Origin of the sequence: Cupriavidus sp. USMAA2-4 (genome assembly GCF_001854305.1) — a bacterium.
In the GTDB taxonomy this organism is placed as follows: domain Bacteria; phylum Pseudomonadota; class Gammaproteobacteria; order Burkholderiales; family Burkholderiaceae; genus Cupriavidus; species Cupriavidus malaysiensis.
Genome location: NZ_CP017748.1, coordinates 766,759 through 793,694, shown reverse-complemented (window position 1 = coordinate 793,694; position 26,936 = coordinate 766,759). Strand labels below are relative to the sequence as shown.

The window sequence follows — 26,936 nt, the reverse complement described above, 5'->3', positions numbered from 1 at the left end:
TTCGTTGGAATACATCCGGAAAACAGTGTAGCGCGCCGCCGCGCGCCGGGCATGCTGCGGCGCGGACCGGGCGGCCCGCGCCGGGCAGGGGGCGGGCTTCAGCCGGCCGCCATCGCGCGGCGCGCGAACGCGGCCAGCGCGTCCAGCACTTCGTCGGGCTTCTCGCCCATCAGCGCGTGGCCGCACGGCACCGTGACCACGCTGGCGGCGGTCATCCTGGCCGCCAGCGCCTGGGCTGCCCTGGGCGAGGTCATCAGGTCCTTGCTGCCGCACACGAACAGCACCGGGCAACGCACCGCCGCCGCCGCTTCGTCGCCGTGGGCATAGGCGTTGCAGGCCGAGAAGTCGGTGTGGAAGACGTGGGCGCCAGGATTGCGCTGGGCCACCCGCTCCATCAGGCGCTGGTTGCCGCCGTGCATCCACGAGCCCGGGCCGGGCGAGGAGGGCTTGTTGGCCAGGCTGGACAGCGACCAGTTGTTGACCATGGCGATGGCCTGGTCCTCACGCTCCAGCGCCGCCTGCAGCAGCGCGTCGGAGACCTTCATCGGATAGGCGGTCGCCAGCAGCGCGGCCCCGCGTACCGAGTCGGGGTGGCGCGCCGCGCATTCCAGCGCGATCAGCGAGCCCATGCTGTGCCCGAACACGAGTACAGGGCCCTGCACGCCGGCGGCGCGGGCCAGGTCCATGACCCAGTCGGCCATGGCCTCGACGGTAGCGAGCGGTTCGCCTTCGCTGCGGTTGTGGCCGGGCAGGTCGACGGCGAGCACCGAGAAGCCGTGGTGGGCGAACCAGCGCGATTGCAGGGCCCAGACGCTGTGGTCGTTCTGCGCGCCGTGCACGAAGATGGCACAGGGCAGGGTGGGGTCGAAGGGTTTGCCGCCGGTGTAGGCGTAGGCCTTGCGGCCGGAAACGGTCAGTTCCATCAGGCTGTCCTCACTTGCCGCTCATGGATTTCTCGGCGGCCTTGAGGCCGCGCTTGAGGTCGTCGATCAGGTCGTCCGGGTCTTCCAGGCCCACCGACAGGCGGATGGTGCCTTCGCCGATGCCGGCCGATTGCAGCGCCGCCGCGTCCATGCGGAAGTGGGTGGTCGAGGCCGGGTGGATCACCAGCGAGCGGGCGTCGCCCACGTTGGCCAGGTGGGAGAACAGCGTCAGGCTCTCGATGAAGCGCTGGCCCGCCACGCGGTTGCCCTTCAGGTTGAAGCTGAACACCGCGCCGCAGCCGCGCGGCAGCAGGCGTTTGGCCAGTTCGTAGTCGGGGTGGGATTCCAGCTCGGGATAGGCCACCGACTCGACCATCGGGTGCGACACCAGGAACTGCACCACGCGGCGCGCATTGTCGATATGCCGCTGCATGCGCAGCGGCAGCGTCTCGATGCCCTGCAGCAGCTGCCATGCCGCCATCGGGTTCATGCAGGCGCCGAAGTCGCGCAGGCCCTCGCGGCGCGCGCGCAGCAGGAAGGGCGCCACCGTGCTTTCCTCGGTGAACACCATGTTGTGGAAGCCCTCGTAGGGCTCCGACAGCTCGGGGAAACGCCCCGAGGCCTGGAAGTCGAAAGTGCCGCCCTCCACCAGCACGCCGCCGATGGTGGTGCCGTGGCCGCCCAGGAACTTGGTGGCCGAATGGTAGAGCAGGCCGGCGCCATGGTCGAAGGGCTTGAGCAGGTAGGGGGTGGTGAAGGTCGAGTCGACCAGCAGCGGGATCTTGTGCTCCTGGCCGAGCTGGGCCAGCGTCGGGATGTCGAGCACGTCCAGGCCGGGGTTGCCGAGCGTCTCGCCGAACAGCAGGCGGGTCTCCGGGCGGATGGCCGCGCGCCAGGCGTCGATGTCGCGCGCCTTGACGAAGGTGGTCTCGATGCCGAAGCGGCGCAGCGTGTAGTGCAGCAGGTTGTGCGAGCCGCCGTACAGCGCGCTGGAGGCGACGATATGGGAGCCCGCTCCCATCAGGGTGGCCACCGCCAGGTGCAGCGCGGCCTGGCCGGAAGCCACGCCGATCGCGCCGACGCCGTTCTCCAGTGCCGCCACGCGCTCCTCGAATACCGCCACGGTGGGGTTGGAGATGCGCGAATAGACGTGGCCGGCCCGTTCCATATTGAACAGCGAGGCCGCGTGCTCGCTGTCGCGGAATACGAAGGACGTGCTCAGGTGGATCGGGGTGGCGCGCGCCCCGGTGGCGGGATCGGGCGCGGCGCCGGCATGCAGCGCCAAGGTGTCGAAGCGGGTTCCGGACATGATGAGGCAGGCTGAAGTGGATTCCGGCGTGCATCGTAGCATCGCGCGCGCGCCGCCGGCACCCCCCGCAGGCGCCTCTCCGGGCGCCCGGAAAGGCGCCTGTGCTTTACTTCGGCGGCCCGTTTCGGCTAGGATCGGGCGCATGAGGTTGTGCAGTGCTCGCGGCGCCGGGCCGACATACCCTTCCAACAAACATTATTCCTACCCAACACCGGCTATCCCGAGCCCCAGCGCCTGCAGCGCGGGCATCCGGCCAGACCCAGCGGAGACCATCATGAAAGTCAGCGACATCCTGCAGATCAAGGGCAACACGCTCTTCACCGTGACGCCGGACACGTCCCTGATGCAGGCCATGCACACCATGTCGGAGCACGATATCGGCTCCCTGGTGGTGATGGAGTACGGCGATCTGGTCGGCATGCTCACGTTCCGCGAGATCATCCAGACCCTGGCGGCGAACAATGGCGCCGTGGGCACCGTCAGCATCCGCAAGGTGATGGACGACGCCCCGCTGACCTGCACCATGGAGACCGACGTCGACGAGGTGCGCCGCATGATGCTGGCGCGCCATGCGCGCTACCTGCCGGTGATGGACAACCGCACCCTGATGGGCGTGATTTCCTTCTACGACGTGGCCAAGGCGGTGGTCGAGGAGCAGAGCTTCGAGAACCGTATGCTCAAGGCCTACATCCGCGACTGGCCCGAGGAGCGGGCCGACTGAGTCCCCGGCGTCGCAGGCGGGCGCCATCGGCGCGCCCGCGGGTGCGCCGGTGGCGCGGCGCCCGCGGCGGCCGCTGCCGGCGACGGCCGGCGTCCTGCCCGGACGGGCCAATTCCTGCGTCCCCATGAGCGATCCCAAGAGCCACTCCAAGAGCCACTCCAAGAGCCAGTTCCAACTGCTGTCCACGCGCCGTTTTGCTCCCTTCTTCTGGACGCAGTTCCTGGGGGCGATGAACGACAATGTCTTCAAGGTGGCCTTCACGTCGCTGGTCACCTACCATGCCACGCTGTTCGAGGGCGTCGACCCGCACAGCGCCGCGTTCCTGATCTCGGCCATCTTCATCGCGCCCTTCGTGCTGTTCTCGGCCACCAGCGGCCAGATCGCCGACAAGATGGAGAAGTCGCGCCTGATCCGCCTGGTCAAGTCGCTGGAGATCGTCATCATGGCATTGGGGCTGGCCGGCTTCGTCTGGCACAGCGCACCGGTGCTGTACGCCTGCACCTTCCTGATGGGGCTGCATTCCACGCTGTTCGGGCCGGTCAAGTTCGCCTACCTGCCGCAGCACCTCGACGAGACCGAGCTGGTGGGCGGCAACGGCATGGTCGAGATGGGCACTTTCGTGGCCATCCTGATCGGCACCCTGGTGGGCGGCGAGCTGGCCGGCCTGAGCCGCGGCGGGGACGTGATCGGGCCGCTCTACGTGGGCGCACTCTGCCTCGCGCTGGCGCTGGCGGGCTGGCTGGTGTCGCGCGGCGTGCCGGTTTCGCCGGCGCCGCAGCCGGACCTGCGCATCAACTGGAACCCGCTCAGCGAGACCTGGCGCAACCTGAAGCTGGCGCACCAGAACCGCACCGTCTTCCTCAGCCTGCTGGGCATTTCCTGGCTGTGGTTCCTCGGTGCCACCATGCTGACTTCCTTCTTCGGCTTCGCCAAGGAGGTGCTCGGCGGCGACCAGAACGTGGTGACGATGCTGCTGGCGGTCTTTTCGCTCGGCATCGGCATCGGCTCGCTGCTGTGCGAGCGCCTCTCGGGGCGCCACGTGGAAATCGGGCTGGTGCCGTTCGGCTCGATCGGCATGAGCGTGTTCGCCATCGAGCTGTATTTCGCCAGCCATGGCGAGCACCATGCCGCGCTGTCGGGGGTCGGCGACTTCCTGGCCGATCCGCGCCACTGGCGCGTGCTGGCGGACCTGTTCCTGCTGGCCATGTTCGGCGGCTTCTACAGCGTGCCGCTCTATGCCCTGATCCAGAGCCGCAGCGCGCCCACGCACCGCGCCCGCATCATCGCCGCCAACAACATCCTCAACAGCCTGTTCATGATCGCCGCCTCGCTGCTGGGCGTGGCGATGACGCAGGCCGGCTACACCATTCCGCACCTGTTCCTGGTGGTGGGCCTGCTCAATGTGGTGGTGGCGCTCTACGTTTATTCGCTGGTGCCGGAGTTCCTGCTGCGCTTCATCGCCTGGATCCTGGTGCATACGGTCTACCGGCTGCGCCGCATCCATGCCGAGCGCATTCCGGAGGCGGGCGCGGCGGTGCTGGTGTGCAACCACGTGAGCTTCGCCGATGCGGTGGTGCTGATGGCGGCGAGCCCCCGCCCGGTGCGCTTCGTGATGGATCACCGCATCTTCAAGGTGCCGCTCCTGTCGTGGTTCTTCCGGCAGGCGGGGGCGATCGCCATCGCGCCCGCGCACGAGGACGGCACGCTGCTGGCGCGCGCCTACGACCGCATTGCGGCGGCCCTGGCCGAGGGCGATCTCGTCTGCATCTTCCCGGAAGGCAAGATCACGGCGGACGGCGAGCTCAATCCCTTCAAGCAGGGCGTGATGCAGATCATCGGCCGCACGCCGGTGCCGGTGGTGCCGATGGCGCTGCGCGGCCTGTGGGGCAGCTTCTTCTCGCGCAAGGGCGGGGCGGCCATGTCGCGGCCGTTCCGGCGCGGCATCCTGAGCCGGCTGGAGCTGGTGGTGGGCGAGCCGATCGCGCCGGAGGCGGTGACGCCGGAAGGCTTGCGCCAGGTGGTGCTCGACCTGCGCGGCGACTGGCGTTGAGCGTGGTGCCGGGGCTGCCGCGTGCGCTCCGGCGCAGTCTTCATCTTCCCGGGAGCAGGTAGCGATGATCGTCCTCTACACCTTCGGGCCGGCCTTCGGCCTGCCGGATGCCAGCCCGTTCGTCACCAAGGCGGACATGCTGCTCAAGCTGGCGGGCCTGCCGTACCGTTCCGAGCGCGGCAGCCTGCGGCGGGCACCCAAGGGCAAGTTGCCCTACCTGGACGACAGCGGCCGCATCGTGGCGGATTCGACGCTGATCCGCTGGCATCTCGAAAAGACCTACCACATCGATTTCGACGAGGGTCTCAGCGCCGCCGAGCGCGGCATCGCCTGGGCGGTGGAGAAGCTGCTGGAGGATAACCTGTACTGGGCCATCGCCCGCATGCGCTGGCTCGAGGGCGACAACTTCGCCAAGGGGCCGGCGCAGTTCTTCCGCGCGGTGCCGGCGCCGCTGCGCGGGCTGGTCGAGGCCCTGGTGCGGCGCAAGGTCAGGCAGGCGCTGTGGGCGCAGGGGCTGGGCCGGCATGCGCCGGAGGAGCTGCTGGCGCTGGCCGCCAAGGGCATGGCCTCCGTGGCCGATATCCTGGGCGACAAGCCTTACCTGATGGGTGATCGCCCATGTGGCGCAGACGCCACGCTGTTCGCCTTCGCCATGGGGGCGCTGGCGCCGGCGTTCGAGTCGCCGATCCGCGCGGCGGCGGCCTCGCATGCCAATGTGGTGGCCTACGTCGAACGCATGCGCCGCTGCTACTATCCGGAGCTGGTCGCGCCGGCGGCGGTGCCGCGCGCGCCATGGCCGGCAGCTGCCGCCTGAGTGCGCGGCACGGCTGGGGCAAAGCGGCACAATGGCCTTACAATGTAGGCCGTTCCCTCTTCCTGTGCGCTCCCCATCATGTCCGGCAATACCTTAGGCCTGCTCTTCACTGTCACGACTTTCGGCGAATCGCATGGCCCGGCCATCGGTGCGGTGATCGACGGCTGCCCGCCGGGCATGGCGCTGAGCGAGGCGGATATCCAGGGCGACCTGGACCGCCGCCGTCCCGGCACTTCCCGCCACGTGACGCAGCGCCAGGAAGCCGACCAGGTCGAGATCCTGTCGGGCGTGTTCGAGGGCAAGACCACCGGCACGCCGATCTGCCTGCTGATCCGCAACACCGACCAGCGCAGCAAGGACTACGGCAATATCGTCGAGACCTTCCGCCCCGGCCACGCCGACTACACCTACTGGCAGAAGTACGGCATCCGCGATCACCGCGGCGGCGGCCGCTCGTCGGCCCGCCTGACGGCGCCCGTGGTAGCGGCCGGCGCGGTGGCCAAGAAATGGCTGCGCGAGCAGTACGGCACCGAGATCCGCGGCTACCTGTCGCAGCTGGGTGAGATCGAGGTGCCCTTCGTCGACTGGTCGCAGGTCGGCGAGAACCCCTTCTTCGTGCCCAATGCCGACATCGTGCCGGAACTGGAAACCTATATGGATGCGCTGCGGCGCGACGGCGACTCGGTCGGCGCGCGCATCGAGGTGGTGGCCAGCCAGGTGCCGGTCGGCCTGGGCGAGCCCTTGTTCGACAAGCTCGATGCCGACATCGCCTATGCGCTGATGGGCATCAACGCGGTCAAGGGTGTGCAGATCGGCGCCGGCTTCGACAGCGTCGCGCAGCGCGGCAGCCAGCACGGCGACGAACTGACCGCTGCCGGATTCCGCAGCAATAACGCGGGCGGCGTGCTGGGCGGCATCTCGACCGGCCAGGACATCACGGCCTCGCTGGCGATCAAGCCGACCTCCAGCATCCGCACGCCGCGCGAATCGATCGACAAGGCCGGCCAGGCCGCCACCGTCGAGACCTTCGGCCGCCACGATCCCTGCGTGGGCATCCGCGCCACCCCGATCGCCGAAGCCATGCTGGCGCTGGTGCTGATCGACCACGCCTTGCGCCACCGCGCTCAGTGCGGCGACGTGCGCGTGGACACGCCGCGCATCCCGGCCCAGGCTCCGCAACAAGGCTGAGTTGCAGCCCGCCGGCCAGGCCGCGGGCGCGCGCGTGCCGCTGACGCGCTTCGGCCTGTTCTACCTGGGCTACTACAGCTACGTGGGGGTGGTGTCGCCCTACGTCAGCCTGTTCTTTGCCGGCCGCGGCTTCTCGGCGCTGCAGATCGGCGTGCTGATGGCCTGTTTCCAGGTCACCCGCATCGCCGGGCCCTATCTGTGGGGCTGGCTGTCCGACGTCACCCATACCCGCGTGCGCATCCTGCGCTTCACTGCCGTGTGCGCGCTGCTGGCCTTCCTGGTGGTGCCCGGCGTGCATGGCTACGGCGCCATGGTGGCCATGATGCTCGGTCTCAACCTGATCACCAGCGCCATGTCACCGCTGGGCGACGCGCTGACCATCTCCACCTTGCGCCGCCATGGCGCCTTCGACCACCGTTATGGCCGCATCCGCATGTTCGGCTCGGCCGGCTTCATTGCCGCGGTACTGCTGGGCGGGGCCTTGTTCGAGCGGGTCGGCATCGACGCCTTCCCGTGGCTGGCAAGCGCCACGCTCGCACTGTTCACGCTGGTGGTGGCAGGAATGCGGGATGCGCCGGAGGAGGGGCCGCGCACGCGGCCGCCGCCGGCCATGCCGCTGCTGCGGCGTGCCGACGTGGCCTGGTTCCTGGGCGCATCCTTCCTGATGATGTTCGCGCACGCGGCGCTCTACGTGTTCTATTCGTTGTACCTGGAACGGCTCGGCTACAGCAAGTTCGCCATCGGCGTGATGTGGACCATCGGCGTGGTGGCCGAGATCGTGTTCTTCTTCTACCAGGGCCGCCTGTTCGCACGGGTGCCGCTGCGTGCGATCCTGGCCGGGACCTTCCTGCTGGCGGCGCTGCGTTTCGGCCTGACCGGTTACTTCGGGCAACTGGCCTGGCTGATGGCGGCGGTGCAACTGCTGCACGCGGCGACCTTCGCCGCGCACCACAGCGCCAGCCTCAAGCGCCTGCAGCATTGGTTCGCCGGGCCGCTGCAGGGGCGCGGGCAGGCGCTCTACACCGGGATTTCCTACGGCCTGGGCGGCACCCTGGGCGGACTGGCGATGGGCTGGACCTGGAAAGCGCTCGGTCCCGAGCACACCTTCGGGCTGGCCGCGCTGGCGGCCCTGCTGGGCGCGCTGTGCGCCTGGCTGAGCTTCGCTGGCGAGGCGCGGCCGGCGCTGCCGGCCGCAGGCTGAGGCGCGGCGCTGTTCAGGCGAGCAGGGCGGCCACGCGCTCGCCGATGGCGAGGGAAGACGTCAGCCCCGGTGACTCGATGCCGAACAGGTTGACCAGCCCCGGCACGCCGTGCACGGCGGGGCCGTCGATGCGGAAGTCGGCCGCGGTCTCGCCCGGTCCGCTGATCTTGGGGCGGATGCCGGCATAGCCCGGCTGCAGCGTGCCGTCGGCCAGTCCGGGCCAGTAGCGGCGCACCTCGCCATAGAAACTGTCGGCGTCCGACGGGTCGACGCCATACTCGATCTCGTCGATCCAATGCACGTTCGGGCCGAAGCGTGCCTGGCCGCCCAGGTCGAGCGTCAGGTGCACACCCAGGCCGGCGGCCTCGGGCACCGGGTAGATCAGCCGCGAGAAGGGGGCGCGGCCGGCCAGCGTGAAATAGCAGCCCTTGGCGTAATACTGCGGCGGGATATGCTCAGCGGGCAGGCCGGCGATGCGGCGCGCCAGGGCGGGGGCCGTCAGGCCGGCGGCATTGACGACGCTGCGTGCCAGCAGCGTGGTGGTGCCTGCGCCGTCGGCGGCACCGACCTCGAGCCGGATGCCGGTGTCGCCGGCCGCGCCGGACAGCACCGGCGACTGCACGGCCAGCATGGCGCCGGCACGCTCGGCATCGCCCAGCAGCGCCGTCATCAGGCCATGGCTGTCGATGATGCCGGTGGACGGCGACAACAGCGCGGCCTGGCATTCGAGCTGCGGTTCCAGCGCGCGCGCCTCGTCGCGCGACAGCAGGCGCAGGTCGTCCACGCCGTTGGCGGCCGCCTTGGCGCGGATGCCGTCCAGGGTGGCCACCTGCTCCTGGCTGGTGGCCACGATCAGCTTGCCGCAGCGCTGGTGGCTGACATGGTGGTCGGCACAGTAGTCGTAGAGCATGGCCTTGCCGCGCACGCACAGCTCCGCCTTCAGCGAGCCGGCCGGGTAGTAGATGCCGGCGTGGATCACTTCGCTGTTGCGCGCGCTGGTGATGGTGCCGAAGGCATTCTCCGCTTCCAGGATGATCACCTCGCGGCCCTGCTGCGCCAGCGCCCGCGCTACCGCCAGACCGACCACGCCGGCGCCGATCACCACGCAATCCACTTGTTCCATCTTGCTTCCTTTTCGTTGTTCGTTGTTGCCAGTGACCGGCGAGCTACCGGTGAGCTAGCAGCCAGTGACCGGTCACAGGTTTCTGTTCCTTGCCGTTCGTCATCGCGCCTGCGCGGCGCGCCCGGCTGGCCTCAGCCCGGTTCCAGGCCCATGCGCCGTGCCGCCGCCAGCAGGTGCCGGCGTGCCGCCTGGCGCGCGGCAGCCGGATTGGCGGCGGCGATGGCCTCGACCAGGGCAGCGTGCTCGGCATCCGCGGCGCCGTGGCCGCCGCGGAAACGGGCGGCGTTTTCCCAGGCCGTCTGGCGGGCTTGCAGCAGGTGCTGGCCGACCAGGTCGGTCAGGCCGGTGAAACAGGGGTTGTGCGCGGCGGCGGCGATCGCGTGGTGGAAGGCCACGTCGGCAGCCGCGGCGCCGGCGAAGTCACCGGCGCGGGTGCGCATCGCCTCCAGCGCCGCACGGATGGCGGCAAGGTCGGCCTCGGTGCGCCGTGCGGCCGCCATCTCGGCGCAGGCGGTCTCCACCACCATGCGCAGCTCGAACAGCTGGACCGGTGTCGGTCCCCCGTCCGGTGCGCTGTTGACGCGCCAGACCTGCCCGCCGGGCGTGTCCGACACATAGGCGCCGGATCCCTTGCGGGTCAGCAGTACGCCGTCCGCCTTCAGCAGGGCGATGGCTTCGCGCACGATCGGGCGGCTCACGCCGAAGGCTTGCGCCAGCGCGGCTTCGGCCGGCAGGCGCGCGCCGGGCGCGAAGCGGCCGGCTGCGATGTCGGCGCGCAGGGCGTCGGCGATGCGGGTGGCGAGCGATGCAGGGCGGCTCAGGGTATCCATCGGCGTGGCTTGAATCTGTCAGGCTGTCAGACAGCATGGGGCGATGGGCGTATTCTGCTGAGCCCGGCCGGCGCCGTCAAGTGCGGCCATGCCGGAATGTGGCGCCTGGAGCTGGTGGTGCGCCGGCCGTCCGCGCATCATCGCTTTGCTTCGGGCAGGCGCATGGCGGACGCAGCGTGCCTGTCACGGAAGCTTAATTTTCGCGCCGGCGCGCCGTTAGCACGCGCATCGGGTGGCTGGCGCCGCCGGGCACGGCAAGTGTCTGTGGCTGCCAGCCGTGCTTTCGTCGAGGCTTTGTCGCGCATGGACTTGATCCCCCTTTCTCTCACCGATCTGCCGCTCGGGCAGCCGCTACCCTGGTCGCTGTTCGACGACGAGGGCAACTGCGTGCTCGGCAGCGGCAACATCATCCGCGATGCGCGCGACGCCGCCCTGGTATTCCGGCAGGGTGAACTGTGCCGCCAGGACAGCGAGCCGGTGCGGCCGAACGCAGACAGCGGCCGCGCCGGCAAAGGTCCGCTGGGGCTGCCGGTCGGCACGCTGCTGCATGCCAAGCGTCCGGAAGACAACGAACGTGCCGCGGCGAGCCGCCTGATCGGCTTCATGGAGCACGCCCTGTTCATCTCCTGGCCGCAACAGGGCGGCCGCGAGCAAGCGATCGAGGCGGGCGAGTCGCTGCTGCTGCGGGGGTTTTCCGGCCAGGTCATCTACAGCTTCCGCTCCACCATCACGGCGGTGTGCCGCAGCCCGTTCCGCTACCTGGTGCTGTCGGCCCCGACCGATGTGGAGCAGATCCCCGTGCGCAAGGCCGCGCGCGTGCCGACACGCCTTGCCGCCTTCCTGGGCAAGGAGGCGGGAGGCGAGGGCGAAGAGCGCCTCGTCATGCTGTCCGACCTGAGCCTGGGGGGCGCGCTGCTGCATGCCGCCGAGCCGGCGCCCACGCCGGGCAGCCGGGTGCGCCTGCGTTTCCAGTTGCGTACCGCGGCCGCCGACAGCGAACTCGACATCGTCGCGCGGGTGCGCAATCTGCCGGGGGAGGCCGAGGACGCCGGCTTTCCCGCCTTCGGCGTGGCTTTCGACAGCCTCGGCGAGCGCGAGCTGACCCTGCTGCACTGCTTCATCTACGAACAATTGCTCTCCGGCGCGCGTTTGCCGCTGTAGTCCTTGCCGGCACCGGGGCCGGCGTCGTCCCTGTCCCGGTGCCGGTTCGGCTCAGCGCGAAGCGGAGAACAGCGAGAACAGCCCGAGCCCGGCGCGTACCTCGTCGAGGGTCAGCTGCGTGACCGCGCGGGCGCGTTCGGTGCCCTGCCGCAGCACCTCCAACAGGTAGTCCGGGTGGCGCGCCAGCTGCGCGCGGCGCTCGCGGATGGGGGCGAGCAGGGCTTGCAGTGTCTCGTCCAGGCGGCGCTTGACCACCATGTCGCCGAGGCCGCCGGCCCGGTAGGCGGCTTTGAGCCGCTCGACTTCGGTGTGGTCTTCGTCGAAGGCGTCCAGGTAAGTGAAGACCACATTGCCCTCGACCCGGCCCGGGTCGGCCGCGCGCAGGTGGCCCGGATCGGTGTACATGCCGCGCACCGCGGCCTGGATCTGCTCGGGGCTGGCCGACAGCGGGATGGCATTGCCCTGCGATTTGCTCATCTTGGACTTGCCGTCCGCGCCGGGCAGCCGTCCCATGGTGGGGATCAGCGCCTGCGCTTCGGTCAGCACCGGGCGCCCGGCCTGCCGGTTGATGCGGCGCACGATCTCGTTGGTCTGCTCGATCAACGGCGCCTGGTCTTCGCCCACCGGCACCACGCCGGCGCGGAAGGCGGTGATATCGGCCGCCTGCGAGACCGGATAGCAGAGGAAGCCGGCCGGGATGTCGCGGCCGAAGCCGCGCGCCTGGATCTCTTCCTTGATGGTGGGGTTGCGCTCCAGCCGCGCCACCGTGACGAAGTTCATGTACAGCAGTGTCAGTTCCGCCAGGGCCGGCAGGGCCGACTGCAGCGCAATGGTGGTGCGGGTGGGGTCGATACCGACCGCCAGGTAGTCGAGCACGACTTCCAGCACGTTGCGCCGCACCTTGTCGGGGTCGTCGGCATTGTCGGTCAGGGCCTGGGTGTCGGCGACCAGCAGGGTCTGGTCATGCGTGTCCTGCAGCGCCAGCCGGCTCTTCAGCGAACCGGCGTAGTGGCCCAGGTGCAAGGCTCCGGTGGGGCGGTCGCCGGTCAGGACGATGGGGCGGACAGGGCTGGCGGCGGGCGCGGGAACGGACGCTTCGCGCGCGGCCTGGGGAAAAGCTTGACTGGAGTGTTGCGTATCGTGCATGGGGCATTCCATCGGGAACCGCCGCAGCACGGGTAAGGCAGGGAGATGACGCGATGCCGGCCGGTCTGCGGCGGCATGGTCAGGGGAAAAGACAGGAAAAACGTGACGATGCCGCTCCTTCAGGAGCGCCACCAGTTGCGGAGGGCAGGGGTCATCGTCGTGTGCATTCGCACAGCATGCCATAGCCAGGGGGGCTCTGACAACCTGGCCAGCCATTGAGGAATCCGCCTTGCGCGATCCTTCCGGTTCTTTTCAACGGGAAGGGGGAGGCGATACCATCACTGCCATGGAAATCCGATCCGCCACCCCTCACGACGCAGAACGCATCAGTTCCCTGATCCGGAGCGTCTCCCGCTTCTTCACGCTGGATCCGCACGGCCTGGGCGCGGAAGGCTTTCTGGCCCGCATCGAGCCGGAGGCCGTGCGCGGATATATCTCGGCCCCGGACTTTCGCTATGCCGCGGGCTTCATCGATGGTGAGCTGGCCGGTGTGGTGGCGATGCGCGGCACCACCCACCTCTATCACCTGTTCGTCGCGCCGGCATTCCAGGGCCGGGGCCTGAGCCGCCTGCTGTGGGAACACGCGAAGGCGGATGCCATGGTCGCCGGCAATCGCGAGGCCTTCACGGTCAACTCGACACCCTATGCGGTGCCGGTCTATGAGCGCTTCGGCTTCCGGGTCACCGGCGCCCGTGTCGAGCGCGATGGCATTGCCTTCGTGCCGATGGCGTTGCGGCCGGGCGGCGGCCAACCTGCCTGACACGGCTTCCGCTCGCCTGGGCGGTCGTGCCCGATGGCCTGTCCTGCGGCGGAGCAGTACGCAGCGGTCACGGACGCGCGGCACTGGCCGGGCGTGCCGTATGCGTGATGCCGGGATGGCGCTCCGTCGCCCGCAAACGGCCTATCCGACGATGCGCAGCGCGGCGCGCGTGCCCCACCATGCCGCCTCCTCGAACACCGACAGCCCGGACAGGTCGGCGTGGGCGAACAGGATGCGTCCATCGGCCGCGCGCAGCGCCGCCGTGCCGGCATTGCCGAGGAAGCCGGGGCGCGGCGAGGCCATCGCATGGCCGCGCGCGGTGATCTCGACGCGGTCGGCGTGGCGCCAGAAGGCGCGGCCGTACACCTGGCGCAGATCGGTCACGGCATAGTCCATCAGTTCGGCGGGGCTGGCCTGCGCCAGCCAGTGGCGCACCGCGTCCGGCGCGCCGGGTTCCGCGCCGTAGGCGGCGCCGGCCGGGCCCAGGGCCGCGGCATCGAGCGGACAGTAGGCAGTGAACACGGTCTGCGCGGGACGGGCCTGGCGTATCCATTGGTGGGTGGCGACCACGTAGCCGAGCGCGCGCGAGCCGTGCACGACGTTGTCCCAGGCCAGCGGCACGCCCTCGGCTTCGGCTGGGAAGCCCTGCAGGCGGAAGTTCGACACCAGCCAGGCGGCATGCGCCGGCAGGTGGCGGGCTGCGTCGAAGCCGAAGCGGCCCAGCGGCAGCAGGCGGCCGGCCACGTGCAGCGGCATGGCGCAGATCACGCGGCGCGCGCGCAGGCGCCAGGTACGCGGCGCGGGCAGCGGGCCTGCGGTGCCACCGTCGCCGGCGGGCCAGCTGGCGCACAGCGCGGTGACGCCGTCGCGCTGCTCCTCCACCCGCAGGGCCATGCCGGCACGCCGCCAGCCCTGGGCCTGCGTGCCGGGCCGGGTGCCGAGCAGATGGTCGACGCGTGCCGTCAGCAGCCTGACCATGCCGTGCAGGCCGTCCGGCCAGGTCAGGACCGCGCCGTCGGCCGAGTTCTGCGCGTGGCCGCCGCGGCTGGCGAAGTAGTGCAGGCCGGCCCAGGCCGAGATGGCGCCGTGGCCGGCGCCGTAGTCGTCGCGGCAGCAGTAGTCGGCATAGGTGTGCAGCAGCGGCGAGGTGAAGCCCTCGTCCAGCAGCCACTGGCGCAGCGTGGTGCGGTCGAGCGCGGTCCAGGCGGGATCGCGCGAGGAGAGGGCCAGCGGAATGGCGAAGGCCTTGCGGCCGTCGCTGCCTTGCGCCCGCTTGAGCACCTCGATGCGGGCGAAGAAGCGCGCGCATTGCGCCGCATCGTCCGCGCCGATGCCTTCGGCCGGCAGCACGCCGTCCTGCCAGCGGCCGGCGAAGAACACGCGTTCGTCGGGCGCGTGGACGAGCACGCGCTCGTCGAAGCGCGGCCGCATGCCGAACGGGTCCTGCTCGATCACGCCCAGGTCTGCCAGCATCTCGCGCACATGGGCGGACTCGGGCGAGGGCAGCGGCAGGTAGTGGGCGCCGCGCGGGAAGCCGAGCGGGCCGAAGCGGCCGGCGGCCGCGTTGCCGCCGAACTCCGGTCCGTCGACCACGACGAAATCGCGCAGGCCGGCGCGCGCCAGCTGCCACGCGGCCGACAGTCCGGCGGCGCCGCTGCCGAGGATGGCGACCTCGGTCTGCAGTTCGCCGTCGGGCGCGGGCCACCGCTGCGCGTCGCGCAGCGCGTGGCCTTGCGCCATGCCGGGCCGCAACACTGCGGGCTCCAGTTCGCTCAGGCCGAGGCCGGCCAGGAAGCGGCCGGCAGTCTCGTCCAGGCGGTCGCAGCCGGCCAGCGCGGCGCTGCCGGCTGCGGCGGCACCATGGATCAGGAAGCGGCGACGGTCCATCGGGCGGGCAGCGGGGGCGGGTGCGTCAGCGGATGACGTCGCGCCAGTCCTGTTCGAAGTCGTGCACCAGCGTCTGTTCGTTGAGACGGTTCGGCTGGCCCGCGCGCGGCGCCATGTCGGCGGGGAAGCGGAACATCAGCGCGGTGCTGGCGGCGTCGAGGAAGCGCATCGGCATGTCGTAGCGCGTGGGCGGCGTGTAGTCGCTGCGCTTGCCGGCCAGGATGAAGCCCCATTCGCCGAAGGAGGGCACGTAGGCATGGTAGGGCCAGGTGTGGAAGCCGGCTTCGCGCAGGGTGGCGTCGATGTCCCAGAACGAGCGTGGCGCGTAGTAGGGCGAGGTCGACTGGATCACCGCGTAGCCCTTTTCCGCCAGGTGGTGGGCGAGCAGGCGGTACATCGGCACCGAGTACAGCTTGCCGAGGCCGAAGTTGGAGGGGTCGGGCAGGTCGACGATGATGGCGTCGAAGACCTCGGTGTTCTGTTCCAGCCATTGCGCCGCGTCGGCGTTGACCACGTGCAGGCGCGGGTCGCGCAGCGCGTCGCGGTTGAGGGCGCGCAGCGGCGCGCTCCGGGAGAACAGCGTGGTCATGGCCGGATCCAGGTCGACCAGGGTGATGTGCTCGATCTGCCGGTGGCGCAGGATCTCGCGCGCCGCCAGGCCGTCGCCGCCGCCGATCACCAGCACGCGCCGCGCCCACGGCAGGGCCTGCAGCGCCGGGTGCACCAGGGCCTCGTGGTAGCGGTGCTCGTCGCGCGAGGAGAACTGCAGGTTGCCGTTGATGTAGAGGCGCAGGTCGTCCTTCCAGCGGGTGATGACCAGGCGCTGGTAGGGCGTGGTCTCGCTGTGGATGATCTCGTCGCCGAACAGGCCTCGCTCGGCCCAGTGGGTGAGGCGGGCCGAGCCGGCGAAGCCGGCCCCCAGCAGCGCGATGACGACCATGGCGCGCATGGTGCGTCCGGCCACGTCGGGCAGCTCGGCGCGGAACACGCGCGTGGTGAACAGGGCTACGGCGGCGTTGCACATGCCGAACAGGAAGCCCGTGCGCGACAGGCCGAGCCGCGGCGCCAGCAGCAGCGGGAAGACCAGCGAGACCGCGAGCGCGCCCAGGTAGTCGAAGGTGAGCACGCGGCTGACCAGTTCGCTGAAGGACGCGCGGCGCGCGTTGAAGATGCGCATCACCAGCGGGATCTCCATGCCCACCAGCAGGCCGATGACGAAGACCAGCGCGTACAGCGCGGCGCGGAAGGGTGCCGACAGCCAGGCGAAGACCACGAACAGCAGCGCGGCGGAAACGCCTCCGAGCAGGCCGACCAGGATCTCGATATCGACGAAGCGTGCCAGCACGTCCTCGTCCTTGACGTAGCGCGACAGCCACGAACCCACGCCCATGGCGAACAGGTAGCAGCCGATGATGGAAGAGAACTGGAGGATGGAGTCGCCCAGCAGGTAGCTGGACAGGGCGCCGGCGATCAGCTCGTAGCCCAGCCCGCAGGAGGCCACGATCAGCACGGAAAGGACGAGGGTACGGTCGCGCATCGGGCGGCGGGGAAAAACGGGAAAAGGAAGGCACGGCGCACCGGGCGGGTGCGGGTTCGGATCGCTGCGATGTGATCGGGTGAAGGGACTGCGGCCGTGACAGCGGCTATACTTGGTCGCTGATCACAGGGTCGCTTACCACGGGGTCGCCGGGGACCACTGGTCCGGCCCCGCCGGTCCGGCCGTGCAACCTGCCTCGGAACACGCACCATGCAACCCGTCTATGCCTACGCCTTGCACCTTCTCGCAAGCCTCGTGCTGCTGGCCGTGTTCGTCGGAGTCTACACCAGGATCACGCCGTTCCGCGAGTTCGCGCTGATCCGCCAGGGCAATATGGCCGCGGCGCTGTCGCTGGCGGGCTCGGTGTTCGGGCTGTGCTTCACGCTGTCGGCCAGCATCCAGCACAACGACACCTTCCCGATGTTCCTGTTGTGGTCGGTCGGCGCCATGCTGGTGCAGGTGCTGGTCTATGCCGCGCTCACCCGCATGCTGCCCGACATGGACGCGGCCATCGAATCGAACAATATCGGCATGGGCGCCCTGATGGGCACGATGTCGTCGGCGGTCGGCGCGCTCAACGCCGCCTGCCTGTCCTGAGGCCGCCGCGCCGGCCCGCTTCCCTTTCCACGCTCACCGCCTCCAGGGAGTCCGCCATGAGCCTCGGCTCGTTCATCAAGAAGCAGTTCATCGACATCCTGCAGTGGACCGAGGACGCCGACGGCGTGCTCGCCTGGCGTTATCCGATGGAGGACATGGAGATCCAGTACGGCGGCAGCCTGACGGTGCGCGAGTCGCAGATGGCGGTGTTCGTCAACGAAGGCAGGATCGCCGACGTGTTCGGCCCCGGCATGCACAAGCTGACCACGCAGACGCTGCCGGTGCTGACCTACCTGAAGAACTGGGACAAGCTGTTCGAGTCGCCCTTCAAGTCGGACGTCTATTTCTTCAGCACGCGCCTGCAGATCGGCCGCAAGTGGGGCACGGCCCAGCCCATCACCATCCGCGACGCGGACTTCGGCATGGTGCGGCTGCGCGCCTTCGGCCTGTATTCGTACAAGATTGCCGATGCGGCGAAGTTCTACACCGAGATCAGCGGCACGCGCGCCGAGTACGGCCGCGAGGAGCTGGAGGAGCAGTTGCGCAACCTGCTGGTCGCCACCATGACCAGCACGCTGGGCGCATCCTCGCTGCCCTTCCTCGACATGGCGGCCAACCAGGCGCTGATGTCGCAGGCGGTGCAGGAGAAGCTGGCGCCGGAATTCGCCCGCTATGGCGTGGCGCTGGAGAATTTCGCTGTCACCAATGTCTCGCTGCCCGAGGAACTGCAGAAGGCCATCGACACCCGCATCTCGATGGGCATGATGGGGGATATGGGCCGCTTCACCCAGTACCAGGTGGCCAGCTCGATCCCGCTGGCGGCGCAGAACGAGGGCGGCGTGGCCGGGCTGGGCGCCGGCCTGGCCGCCGGCGCGGCCATCGGCCAGGCCATGGCCGGGGGCCTGGCAGGCGCTGCGGCGCCCGCCGCCACGGCTGCCGCTTCTGCCACTGCCGCAGCGGCTCCCGCCGGCGCCCCGACGGAGGATCCCGCCGCACGCCTGCAGAAGCTCAAGGAGCTGCTCGACAAGAGCCTGATCTCGCAGGCCGAGTTCGATGCCGCCAAGGCCGAGATCCTGAAGAAACTGGTGGGTTGACCGGCGCGCATGCAGACGTTTCATTGCCCGAGCTGCGGCGCGGAGGGGGCCTTCCGTTCCTCTGCCGCCGTGATGGCGGTTTGCGAGTACTGCCACAGCACGCTGCTGAAGGAAGCCGATGCGGTCAAGGACATCGGCAAGATGTCGGCCGTGCTGGAGGACTACACGCCGCTGCGGCTGCATGCCAGCGGCCGCTGGCAGGGGCAGGGCTTCACCGTGGTGGGCCGCCTCCAGCTGCGCTACGACGCCGGCCTGTGGAACGAGTGGTACCTGCTGTTCGACGATGGCAGCGATGGCTGGCTGGCCGATGCTTCCGGGCAGTACATGCTGACGCGCCGCGTCGCGGATGCGCCGGTGCGGCAGGGCGGCGAGGGGCTGCCGCGTTTCGAGGCGCTGGCACCCGGAGCAAGCCTGTTCTTCGACAAGCGGAACTACCTTGCCGGCGACGTGCGCAGCGCGCGCTGCACCGGCGGCGAAGGCGAACTGCCCTTCGCCGTGGGAGCGGGCTGGCAAGCGCAGGTGGCGGATTTCCGCGAGGAAGGGCGCTTCCTCACGCTCGACTATGCCGATGGCTATCCGCCGGCGCTCTATGCCGGCGAACTGGTCAAGCTGGAACAACTCGCCTGCCAGTTGCTGCGGCCCGCCGACGAGATCGGGCAAACGGCGGATCGCTACCGCGGCAAGGCGATGCCGCTGGCCTGCCCGCAATGCGGCAGCCCGATCCAGTACCGTGCCGGCATGGCGAACTTCGTCATCTGCGCGCAGTGCCACAGCGAGGTCGACTGCACGACGTCGACCGCCATCGTGCTGGAGAAGCACGGTGAGATCGAGGCGCTGAAGACCAGCCTGTCGCCCGGGGACAGCGGCCGCATCGATGGCCGGGCCTACACGGTGCTTGGGTTGCTGCAGTGCACCGACCATGACGAGGAAGAGGCTTCGACCTGGGTCGAGTACCTGCTCTTCAATGAAGAGCGCGGCCTGTTGTGGCTGGTCGAACAGAGCGATGGCTGGGACCGCGTCGAAGTGCTCGATACCTGGCCGCGCCTGGTGTCCGGGACGACTGCCACCTACCAGGGGGGCAACTTCCAGCGCGGGTCCGACTACGAAAGCGAGGTGCTGTACGCGGCCGGCACCTTCAACTGGCGGGTGCAGGCGGGTGACCGCACGCGCTTGACCGAATTCGGGCCGCGCCAGCGGCGCCTGACCCGCGAGACCTCGGCGACCGAAATCGTGTGGACACTATCGGTGGCGGTGGCGCGCCGGCAGGTGGCGCAGTGGTTTCCGGACAAGCCCGGGCTGGCCAGCGCGGCGGCCACGCCGGCAGCAGCCAAGGCGGTCGGCGTGGCGGTCGGAGACATGGCGTTCTGCCGCAAGGCGGCCAAGGTCTATGCGCTGGTGCTGCTGGTGCTGAACCTGCCGATCGCGCTGTTTTCCGGCAGCGGCTGGTTCACGCTGGCCTTTGCGCTGTTGCTGCTGTGGGCGCCCATCTGGGTGGTGGGCCGCCTGGGCGGTGCCGAGGGGGATTGATCCGTGCGTATTCTCTATCTGGTCTACGGCCTGATCGTGCTGTTCGGCGCCACCTTCTACAACCTGGGGTCATCGACGACAGGCGGCTCGGGCGGCGCATCGTCCGCCCGCAGCTGGGGCGGTGGAGGCGGTGGAGGGGGCTGGGGCGCCGGCGCCGGGCACAAGTAGCGTGCACCCGGCACGCGCCATCACTCGTGCGGCGGCCCCTCGCCGGTATCGACCGCCACCAGCACGCTGCAAGACACCTTGTCCAGCAGCAGGCCGTGGCCTTGCCCGGCCCACCAGCGCGCCAGCAGGCCGCAGCGCTTGTGCCCCACCACGATCAGGTCGGCGCGGATGCGGTCGGCCATGCGCGCGATCTGGTCGATCGGGCTGCCGGTAGCGAAGTGTCCGGTGGCGTTGACGCCGCGCGTTTCCAGCTTCTCGACGCCTTCGCGCAGGATCTCGCGTGCCGATTGCTCCTCGACCAGGGTGGCTTCCATCACCGCGGCATCGTAGCCACGGATCCAGTAGGCGTTGTCGAGCACGGCCAGCAGGTGGGTTTCCGCCCCCAGCCGCTGTGCCAGGTCGGCGCCGAGGCGCAAGGCGCGCCGCCCCTCGCGCGAACCGTCATAGCAGAGCAGGATCCGAGAGAACAGTTCCATTGCGCACCCCCTGGGGATTCCGGCGCGCCGCGCCGCCTCGCAGGCGGCGGGCGGTGCACCCATGGAAAAAGTATAGCGGGCGCGACAGGAAAAAACGGCAGCCTGGAGGCTGCCGTTTTCCCTGATGCCGGGGTGCCGCGCGCAACGCGGCGCCGGCCTTACATGCCCACGTAGTTGGGGCCGCCGCCACCTTCGGGCGTGACCCAGACGATGTTCTGGGTGGGGTCCTTGATGTCGCAGGTCTTGCAGTGCACGCAGTTCTGCGCGTTGATCTGCAGGCGCTCCTTGCCGGCGTCGTCCTGCACGAACTCGTACACGCCCGCGGGGCAGTAGCGGCTTTCCGGGCCGGCGTACTTGGTCCAGTTGACCTTGACCGGCACCGAGGCATCCTTCAGGGTCAGGTGGGCCGGCTGGTTCTCTTCATGGTTGGTGTTGCTGATGAAGACCGAGGACAGGCGGTCGAAGGTCAGCTTGCCGTCCGGCTTCGGATACGCGATCTTCGCGCACTCGGCTGCCGGCATGAGCGACTGGTTGTCCGACTTGGTGCCGTGCAGCGTCCAGGGCGGGCTGGCGACGCCGATCTTGGGCAGCAGCCATTGCTCGATGCCGGTCATGATCTTGCCCAGCGTCGGGCTCTTCTTGAACCACAGCTTGAAGTTGCGCGTCTGGTCCAGTTCTTCCTTCAGCCAGCTCTGCTCGAAGGCGGCCGGGTAGGCGGACAGCTCATCGGCCGAACGGCCGGAGGTGACGGCGTCGAACACGGCTTCACCGCACATCATGCCGCTCTTGATGGCGGCATGGCTGCCCTTGATGCGCGCGGCGTTCAGGTAGCCGGCATCGCAGCCGACCAGCGCGCCGCCCGGGAACACCGTCTTGGGCAGGGCCTGCGGGGTGCCATTGTTGATGGCGCGGGCGCCGTAGCCGATGCGCTTGCCGCCTTCGATATGCGCGCGGATGGCCGGGTGCGTCTTCCAGCGCTGCATTTCCTCGAACGGGCTCAGCCAGGGGTTCTTGTAGTCGAGGCCGATGACGAAGCCGAGCGTGACCTTGTTGTCTTCCAGGTGATACAGGAAGCCGCCGCCGAAGGTGTCGTCCTCCATCGGCCAGCCGGCCGTATGCACCACCAGGCCGGGCTTGGCCTTGGCCGGGTCGATTTCCCACAATTCCTTGACGCCGATGGCGAAGGTCTGCGGGTCCTTGCCGGCGGTCAGCTTGTACTTCTCCAGCAGCTGGCGGCCCAGGTGGCCGCGCGCGCCTTCGGCGAAGATGGTGTACTTGCCCAGCAGTTCCATGCCGAGCTGGAAGTTGTCGGTCGGCTCGCCGTCCTTGCCGACGCCCATGTTGCCGGTGGCGACGCCGCGCACCGCGCCCTTGTCGTCGTACAGGACCTCGGCTGCCGCGAAGCCCGGGAAGATCTCCACGCCCAGCCCCTCGGCCTGCGTCGCCATCCACTTGACGACATTGGACAGCGAGATGACGTAGCAGCCGTGGTTATGGAAGTTGCGCGGCACCAGCCAGTCGGGCGTGCGCTTGACGCCGGTCTCGCTCAGGAACAGCACGTCGTCGCCGGTGACGGGCTGGTTGAGCGGGGCGCCGTCTTGTTTCCAGTTGGGCAACAGCTCGTCGATCGCGCGCGGATCCATCACCGCGCCGGACAGGATATGGGCGCCGGGCTCGGAACCCTTCTCCAGCACGCAGACGCTGACGTCCTTGCCCTTCTCCTGCGCCAGTTGCTTCAGGCGGATGGCGGTCGCCAGGCCGGCCGGGCCGCCACCGACGATGACGACGTCGTACTCCATCGATTCGCGGGGACCGAACTGTTCCAGGAGCTGTTGCTGATCCATTGTCTCTAACCCTCTGTCTTCTTGGCAGCACGCGCAGGCGGGCGCGCCGTGCCACCGCGCGGGCGCGGAGCCGGGACGCCATCCCTCGCGGTTTGTGGGATATACGGTATTCGTCTTCAGGCGAACCGGGCCGGGAGCGAACTTTTTCGCTTCCCCTTTGTCGGCCAAGTTCTTAGAATCTCCGGCATTGTCCGGGAGTCGCCACTCACAGGCAAGGATTTTTTTTGAACGATCGTTCTTTTTTTTGATATGCTGCCTTCCGCCCTGGCTTTGGCCGGCGCGCTCGTGAACGGGTGTGCCGTTGCCGGCGGGCGGAGTCCGCGGCTAGCAAAGAACAGGCGGGAAGGCCGGCAGCGTGTTCCCCGGGCATCCGGGCCGCGCGCTGGTAAAAGAGGTCAACATGGGTTTGTCGATTAATCTGGAAGGCAAGGTCGCGCTGGTGACCGGTGCATCGAGCGGCCTGGGCAAGCGCTTCGCGCACGTGCTGTCGGCCGCCGGGGCCAAGGTGGTGCTGGCCTCGCGCCGCACGGAACGGCTCAAGGAACTGCGCGCGGCCATCGAGGCCGAGGGCGGCAATGCCCACGTGGTGCGGCTCGACGTCACCGATCCGGACAGCATCCGCGCCGCGATCGCCCATGCCGAGACCGAGGCCGGCGCGATCGATATCCTGGTGAACAACTCGGGCGTGTCGACCACGCAGAAGCTCACCGACGTCACGCCGGACGATTTCGATTTCGTCTTCGACACCAATACGCGCGGCGCCTTCTTCGTCGCGCAGGAAGTGGCGAAGCGCATGATCGTGCGTGCCAAGGGAGCGGAGAAGGCGGGGCATCCTCTGCCGCAGTCGCGCATCGTCAACATCGCCTCGGTGGCAGGGCTGAAGGTGCTGTCGCAGATCGGCGTCTACTGCATGAGCAAGGCCGCGGTGGTGCACATGACCCGCGCCATGGCTCTGGAGTGGGCACGTCACGGCATCAACGTCAATGCGATCTGCCCCGGCTATATCGATACCGATATCAACCACCATCACTGGGGCACCGAGGCGGGCCAGAAGCTGATCCAGATGCTGCCGCGCAAGCGCCTGGGCAAGCCCGAGGATCTCGACGGCCTGGTGTTGCTGCTGTCCTCGGACCAGTCGCAGTTCATCAATGGCGCCGTGATCACCGCCGACGACGGCATGGTGTGACGGCCCGGCGCCGGACGGCACTGTCCGGCGCGCTGCCGGCAAGCCACAGCCCCGGCCGGCGCCACAAGCGCCCGGCGGGGCCAGTCGCTTTCGGCCGAGGACAACGATCCGGTCCCCTCGGCCATGCCGCGGCTTCGACCGCCTGCGACGCAGGCCGAAGCGGAATCCAGCCAGTTCCTGCCGAGCCTATCGCCACGCTCGCCACACTCTTGGCATAATCGCCCCAAGCATTGCGATTAAGTCTTTACATAAAAGTCTTTGCATAACGAATCACCGCGACGGCCGCAACGGTCCGCGCGGACCGGACCGGAGGCCGGGGAGGATGGAGCAGAAACGGGAGGCGCGGCGCGAGCCCGCGCCGCAGCATGTCGTCGATTCGGCGGTGATCCCGCAGGCGGCCGACGAGGCCGCCGAGGCGGAGTTCCGCGTCTCGCCGCGCATCGAGGACTGGATCGGCGTGATCGTGATGATCCTGCTGGTCGGCATCACCTTCGCCAATGTGGTGGTGCGCTATTTCACCGACGAGTCCTTCGCCTGGACCGAGGAATTCTCGGTGTTCCTGATGGTCGTGCTGGCCCTGGTGGCCGGCAGCGCCGCCGTGGCGCGCGACCGCAATATCCGCATCGAATACTTCTTCGAACGCGGCAGCGAGGCGCGCCAGAAGCGCCTGGCGATCGTGTCGGCGCTGGCGGTCGCGCTGATGTTCGCGGCGCTGGCGGTGCTTGGCGCCCGCATCGCCTGGGACGAATACACTTTCGGCGAAACCTCGCCCGGCATCGGTGTGCCGAGCTGGTGGTACTCGATGTGGCTGCCGGTGCTGTCGCTCGCCATCACGCTGCGCGCGCTGGCCTTGTTGCAGCGCAACGTGCGGGCGCTCAAGGCCCTGCACGCAGGGCGCAGCGAAGCCACCGGCAGCGCGGGTGCAGGAGGTGCGCGATGACCCTGATCGCCATCATCCTGTTCGCGGTCTTCATCGGGCTGATGCTGCTGGGCGTGCCCATCGGCGTCTCGCTGGGGCTGGGCGGCCTGGTCGCGATCGGCCTGTCCAACCTGGACACGCAGATGTTCGGCCTGCTGGCGGTGCCGCAGAACTTCTACGCCGGCCTGGCAAAGTACCCGCTGCTGGCCATCCCGATGTTCGTGCTGGTCGGCTCTATCTTCGACCGCTCCGGCGTGGCGCAGCGCCTGGTCACCTTCGCCATCGCCATCGTCGGGCGTGGCCCCGGCATGCTGCCGCTGGTGGCCATCCTGGTGGCGATGTTCCTCGGCGGCATCTCGGGCTCGGGCCCGGCCAACGCGGCCGCGGTGGGCGGGGTGATGATCGCCGCCATGTCGCGCGCCGGCTATCCGGGCTCCTACAGTGCCGCAGTGGTCGGCGCCGCGGCCGCCACCGACATCCTGATCCCGCCTTCGGTCGCCTTCATCATCTACAGCGTGCTGGTGCCCGGCGCCTCGGTGCCGGCGCTGTTCGCCGCCGGCATGATCCCGGGCGTGCTGGCCGGTGTGGCGCTGATCGTGCCCGCCGTGTGGCTGGCGCGCAAGCACAAGATGGGCGCTATCGAGGCCGCGCTGCCGCGCCCGCCGTTCTGGAAGAGCCTGCGCGAGGCCTCCTGGGGCCTGATCGCGCCGTTCCTGATCCTGGGCGGCATGCGCGCGGGATGGTTCACGCCGACCGAGGCGGCGGTGGTGGCGGTGGTCTACGGCCTGTTCGTCGGCATGGTGGTCTACCGCAGCATCGGTATGCGCGACCTGTTCGTGATCTTCCAGGAAGCGGCCGAGACCTCGGCGGTGATCCTGCTGGTGGTGGCGCTGGCCGGCATCTTCGCCTATGCGTTGTCGACGCTGGGCGTGATCGATCCGCTGGCCGATGCCATCGCCCATTCCGGCCTCGGCGAGTACGGCGTGCTGGCGCTGATCGTGCTGCTGCTGATGACCGTCGGCATGTTCCTCGACGGCATCTCCATCTTCCTGATCTTCGTGCCGCTGCTGCTGCCGATCGCCAACGCCTTCCACTGGAACCCGGTCTGGTTCGGCGTGGTGCTGACGCTGAAGGTGGCGCTCGGCCAGTTCACGCCGCCGCTGGCCGTGAACCTGATGGTGTCCTGCCGCATCGCCCGCGTGCGCATGGAAGAGACCGTGCCCTGGGTGATCTGGATGCTGCTGGCGATGTTCATCGCCATGCTGATGGTGCTGGCCTATCCGCCGCTGGCGACCTGGCTGCCCGACCGGCTCGGCTACTGATGCGATGACGCTGGCGCCGAGCCACACAACGATGAAGAACGATTCCCAAGAGGAGAGGAAACCGATGAAACGCCGTGCCCTGATGCTGTCCGCCGCCGCCGCGATCGCCGCCGCCGCCTTCGCGCCGGCCGGCGCCATGGCGCAGACTTACAAGTCCGAGTACAAGATGTCGCTGGTGCTCGGTCCCGCCTTCCCCTGGGGCAAGGGCGGCGAGATCTGGGCGGACCTGGTGCGCCAGCGCACCAACGGCCGCATCAATATCAAGCTGTATCCCGGCACCTCGCTGGTGGCGGGCGACCAGACGCGCGAGTTCTCCGCGATCCGCCAGGGCGTGATCGACATGGCGGTGGGCTCGACCATCAACTGGTCGCCGCAGGTCAAGGAGCTGAACCTGTTCTCGCTGCCCTTCCTGATGCCCGACTACAAGGCGCTCGACGCGCTGACGCAGGGCGAGGTCGGCAAGTCGCTCTTCGCCACGCTGGAGAAGGGCGGCGTGGTGCCGCTGGCCTGGGGCGAGAATGGCTTCCGCGAGGTGTCGAACTCCAAGCGCGAGATCCGCAAGCCCGAAGACTTGAAGGGCATGAAGCTGCGCGTGGTGGGCTCGCCGCTGTACATCGAGACCTTCAATGCGCTGGGGGCCAACCCGACCCAGATGAGCTGGGCCGATGCGCAGCCGGCGATGGCTTCGGGCGCCGTCGATGGCCAGGAGAACCCGCAGTCCGTGTTCGCCGCCGCCAAGCTCTATACCGTGGGCCAGAAGTTCGTCACCACCTGGGGCTATGTGGCCGATCCGCTGATCTTCGTCGTCAACAAGCAGATCTGGGAAAGCTGGACCCCGGCCGACCGCGACATCGTCAGGCAGGCCGCCATCGATGCCGGTAAGCAGGAGACCGCGCTGGCCCGCAAGGGCCTGGCCGAGCCCGGCGCGCCGGCATGGAAGGACATGGAAGCCCACGGCGTCAAGGTGACCCAGCTGTCGCCGGCCGAGCACGATGCCTTCCGCAAGGCGACCGCCAAGGTCTACGAGAAGTGGAAGAAACAGGTCGGGGCCGACCTGGTGACCAAGGCGGAAGCGGCCATCGCCAAGCGCTGAGTCTCGCGCGACGAGGGATGACGACGGGCGGGGCGGATGCTCCGCCCGTTTTTCTTTCAG

General features: G+C 69.1%; 24 protein-coding genes. 15 read left to right on the top strand and 9 right to left on the bottom strand.

Translation table 11 applies throughout. The features are described from left to right. Positions 1-98 precede the first annotated feature (98 nt). Complete coding sequence (locus BKK79_RS03460; protein WP_071012337.1) at positions 99-923, bottom strand: alpha/beta fold hydrolase; 825 nt, start codon at positions 921-923, stop codon at positions 99-101. Between the two features lie 10 nt (positions 924-933). Next, the gene (locus BKK79_RS03455; RefSeq protein ID WP_071012339.1) at positions 934-2,232 is read right to left on the bottom strand and encodes an O-acetylhomoserine aminocarboxypropyltransferase; all 1,299 of its coding nucleotides are present in this window, start codon (positions 2,230-2,232) and stop codon (positions 934-936) included. A gap of 274 nt (positions 2,233-2,506) precedes the next feature. On the opposite strand from BKK79_RS03455, the gene BKK79_RS03450 reads away from it, so the two are divergent. The 5 genes from BKK79_RS03450 to BKK79_RS03430 all read left to right on the top strand — a co-directional run bounded on the left by BKK79_RS03450 (position 2,507) and on the right by BKK79_RS03430 (position 8,206). Continuing rightward, positions 2,507-2,953: a CBS domain-containing protein gene (locus BKK79_RS03450; protein ID WP_071037120.1), complete on the top strand. Its 447-nt coding sequence runs from the start codon at positions 2,507-2,509 to the stop codon at positions 2,951-2,953. 124 nt (positions 2,954-3,077) lie between these two features. Next, on the top strand, positions 3,078-5,003 hold the full coding sequence (locus BKK79_RS03445; RefSeq protein ID WP_071037118.1) for an MFS transporter: 1,926 nt from the start codon (positions 3,078-3,080) through the stop codon (positions 5,001-5,003). Positions 5,004-5,067: 64 nt separating this feature from the next. Beyond that, on the top strand, positions 5,068-5,817 hold the full coding sequence (locus BKK79_RS03440) for a glutathione S-transferase C-terminal domain-containing protein (protein ID WP_071037116.1): 750 nt from the start codon (positions 5,068-5,070) through the stop codon (positions 5,815-5,817). A gap of 78 nt (positions 5,818-5,895) precedes the next feature. Next, a complete protein-coding gene (gene aroC, locus BKK79_RS03435; RefSeq protein ID WP_071012344.1) occupies positions 5,896-7,005 on the top strand; it encodes a chorismate synthase in 1,110 nt (369 codons plus the stop codon). A gap of 1 nt (position 7,006) precedes the next feature. Beyond that, positions 7,007-8,206, top strand: coding sequence for an MFS transporter (locus tag BKK79_RS03430; protein WP_071037114.1), 1,200 nt, complete (start codon positions 7,007-7,009; stop codon positions 8,204-8,206). 13 nt (positions 8,207-8,219) lie between these two features. On the opposite strand, the gene BKK79_RS03425 is transcribed toward BKK79_RS03430, so the two are convergent. Together BKK79_RS03425 and BKK79_RS03420 are read right to left on the bottom strand one after the other, a co-directional pair. Then, complete coding sequence (locus tag BKK79_RS03425; RefSeq protein WP_071037112.1) at positions 8,220-9,329, bottom strand: NAD(P)/FAD-dependent oxidoreductase; 1,110 nt, start codon at positions 9,327-9,329, stop codon at positions 8,220-8,222. Positions 9,330-9,460: 131 nt separating this feature from the next. Then, positions 9,461-10,159 (bottom strand): FadR/GntR family transcriptional regulator, encoded by a 699-nt coding sequence (locus BKK79_RS03420; protein WP_071012350.1) that lies wholly within the window; start codon positions 10,157-10,159, stop codon positions 9,461-9,463. A gap of 309 nt (positions 10,160-10,468) precedes the next feature. Between BKK79_RS03420 and BKK79_RS03415 the strand changes: the two genes are divergently transcribed. Beyond that, on the top strand, positions 10,469-11,320 hold the full coding sequence (locus tag BKK79_RS03415) for a flagellar brake protein (RefSeq protein ID WP_071038412.1): 852 nt from the start codon (positions 10,469-10,471) through the stop codon (positions 11,318-11,320). Positions 11,321-11,371: 51 nt separating this feature from the next. On the opposite strand, the gene trpS is transcribed toward BKK79_RS03415, so the two are convergent. Continuing rightward, positions 11,372-12,466, bottom strand: a complete 1,095-nt coding sequence (gene trpS / locus BKK79_RS03410) for a tryptophan--tRNA ligase (protein ID WP_157128382.1) — start codon at positions 12,464-12,466, stop codon at positions 11,372-11,374. Positions 12,467-12,695: 229 nt separating this feature from the next. Here trpS and BKK79_RS03405 point away from each other — a divergent pair, with 229 nt between their 5' ends. Continuing rightward, positions 12,696-13,226, top strand: a complete 531-nt coding sequence (locus BKK79_RS03405; protein WP_232346265.1) for a GNAT family N-acetyltransferase — start codon at positions 12,696-12,698, stop codon at positions 13,224-13,226. Between the two features lie 141 nt (positions 13,227-13,367). Here the strand turns inward: BKK79_RS03405 and BKK79_RS03400 are convergent, their stop codons facing one another. Further along, positions 13,368-15,113 (bottom strand): NAD(P)/FAD-dependent oxidoreductase, encoded by a 1,746-nt coding sequence (locus BKK79_RS03400; RefSeq protein WP_071037108.1) that lies wholly within the window; start codon positions 15,111-15,113, stop codon positions 13,368-13,370. 25 nt (positions 15,114-15,138) lie between these two features. After that, entirely contained in the window at positions 15,139-16,650 is a 1,512-nt protein-coding gene (locus BKK79_RS03395) for a polyamine aminopropyltransferase (protein WP_071037107.1), read from the bottom strand. Between the two features lie 210 nt (positions 16,651-16,860). Here BKK79_RS03395 and BKK79_RS03390 point away from each other — a divergent pair, with 210 nt between their 5' ends. The 4 genes from BKK79_RS03390 to BKK79_RS41060 are packed head-to-tail and all read left to right on the top strand — an operon-like array spanning position 16,861 to position 20,036. Beyond that, complete coding sequence (locus BKK79_RS03390; protein WP_071012357.1) at positions 16,861-17,247, top strand: DUF350 domain-containing protein; 387 nt, start codon at positions 16,861-16,863, stop codon at positions 17,245-17,247. 56 nt (positions 17,248-17,303) lie between these two features. After that, positions 17,304-18,341 (top strand): SPFH domain-containing protein, encoded by a 1,038-nt coding sequence (locus BKK79_RS03385; RefSeq protein ID WP_071037105.1) that lies wholly within the window; start codon positions 17,304-17,306, stop codon positions 18,339-18,341. Between the two features lie 9 nt (positions 18,342-18,350). Further along, positions 18,351-19,868, top strand: coding sequence for a DUF4178 domain-containing protein (locus BKK79_RS03380; protein WP_071037102.1), 1,518 nt, complete (start codon positions 18,351-18,353; stop codon positions 19,866-19,868). A 3-nt stretch (positions 19,869-19,871) separates the two neighbouring features. Next, positions 19,872-20,036: a hypothetical protein gene (locus tag BKK79_RS41060; protein ID WP_167366672.1), complete on the top strand. Its 165-nt coding sequence runs from the start codon at positions 19,872-19,874 to the stop codon at positions 20,034-20,036. A 20-nt stretch (positions 20,037-20,056) separates the two neighbouring features. On the opposite strand, the gene BKK79_RS03375 is transcribed toward BKK79_RS41060, so the two are convergent. Together BKK79_RS03375 and BKK79_RS03370 are read right to left on the bottom strand one after the other, a co-directional pair. Further along, positions 20,057-20,512: a universal stress protein gene (locus BKK79_RS03375; protein WP_071012362.1), complete on the bottom strand. Its 456-nt coding sequence runs from the start codon at positions 20,510-20,512 to the stop codon at positions 20,057-20,059. A gap of 158 nt (positions 20,513-20,670) precedes the next feature. Then, entirely contained in the window at positions 20,671-22,356 is a 1,686-nt protein-coding gene (locus tag BKK79_RS03370) for an electron transfer flavoprotein-ubiquinone oxidoreductase (protein WP_071012364.1), read from the bottom strand. Between the two features lie 400 nt (positions 22,357-22,756). Here BKK79_RS03370 and BKK79_RS03365 point away from each other — a divergent pair, with 400 nt between their 5' ends. From BKK79_RS03365 to BKK79_RS03350, 4 genes are all read left to right on the top strand, one after another. Further along, positions 22,757-23,542, top strand: a complete 786-nt coding sequence (locus tag BKK79_RS03365; protein WP_071012366.1) for an SDR family oxidoreductase — start codon at positions 22,757-22,759, stop codon at positions 23,540-23,542. A 322-nt stretch (positions 23,543-23,864) separates the two neighbouring features. Further along, on the top strand, positions 23,865-24,482 hold the full coding sequence (locus tag BKK79_RS03360) for a TRAP transporter small permease (protein ID WP_071037101.1): 618 nt from the start codon (positions 23,865-23,867) through the stop codon (positions 24,480-24,482). After that, complete coding sequence (locus tag BKK79_RS03355) at positions 24,479-25,783, top strand: TRAP transporter large permease (RefSeq protein WP_197523901.1); 1,305 nt, start codon at positions 24,479-24,481, stop codon at positions 25,781-25,783. The genes BKK79_RS03360 and BKK79_RS03355 overlap by 4 nt, the downstream gene beginning before the upstream one ends. A gap of 64 nt (positions 25,784-25,847) precedes the next feature. After that, positions 25,848-26,876 carry a DctP family TRAP transporter solute-binding subunit gene (locus tag BKK79_RS03350; RefSeq protein ID WP_071012369.1) on the top strand — a complete coding sequence of 343 codons (1,029 nt, stop codon included), beginning with the start codon at positions 25,848-25,850 and terminating at the stop codon, positions 26,874-26,876. Positions 26,877-26,936 lie beyond the last annotated feature (60 nt).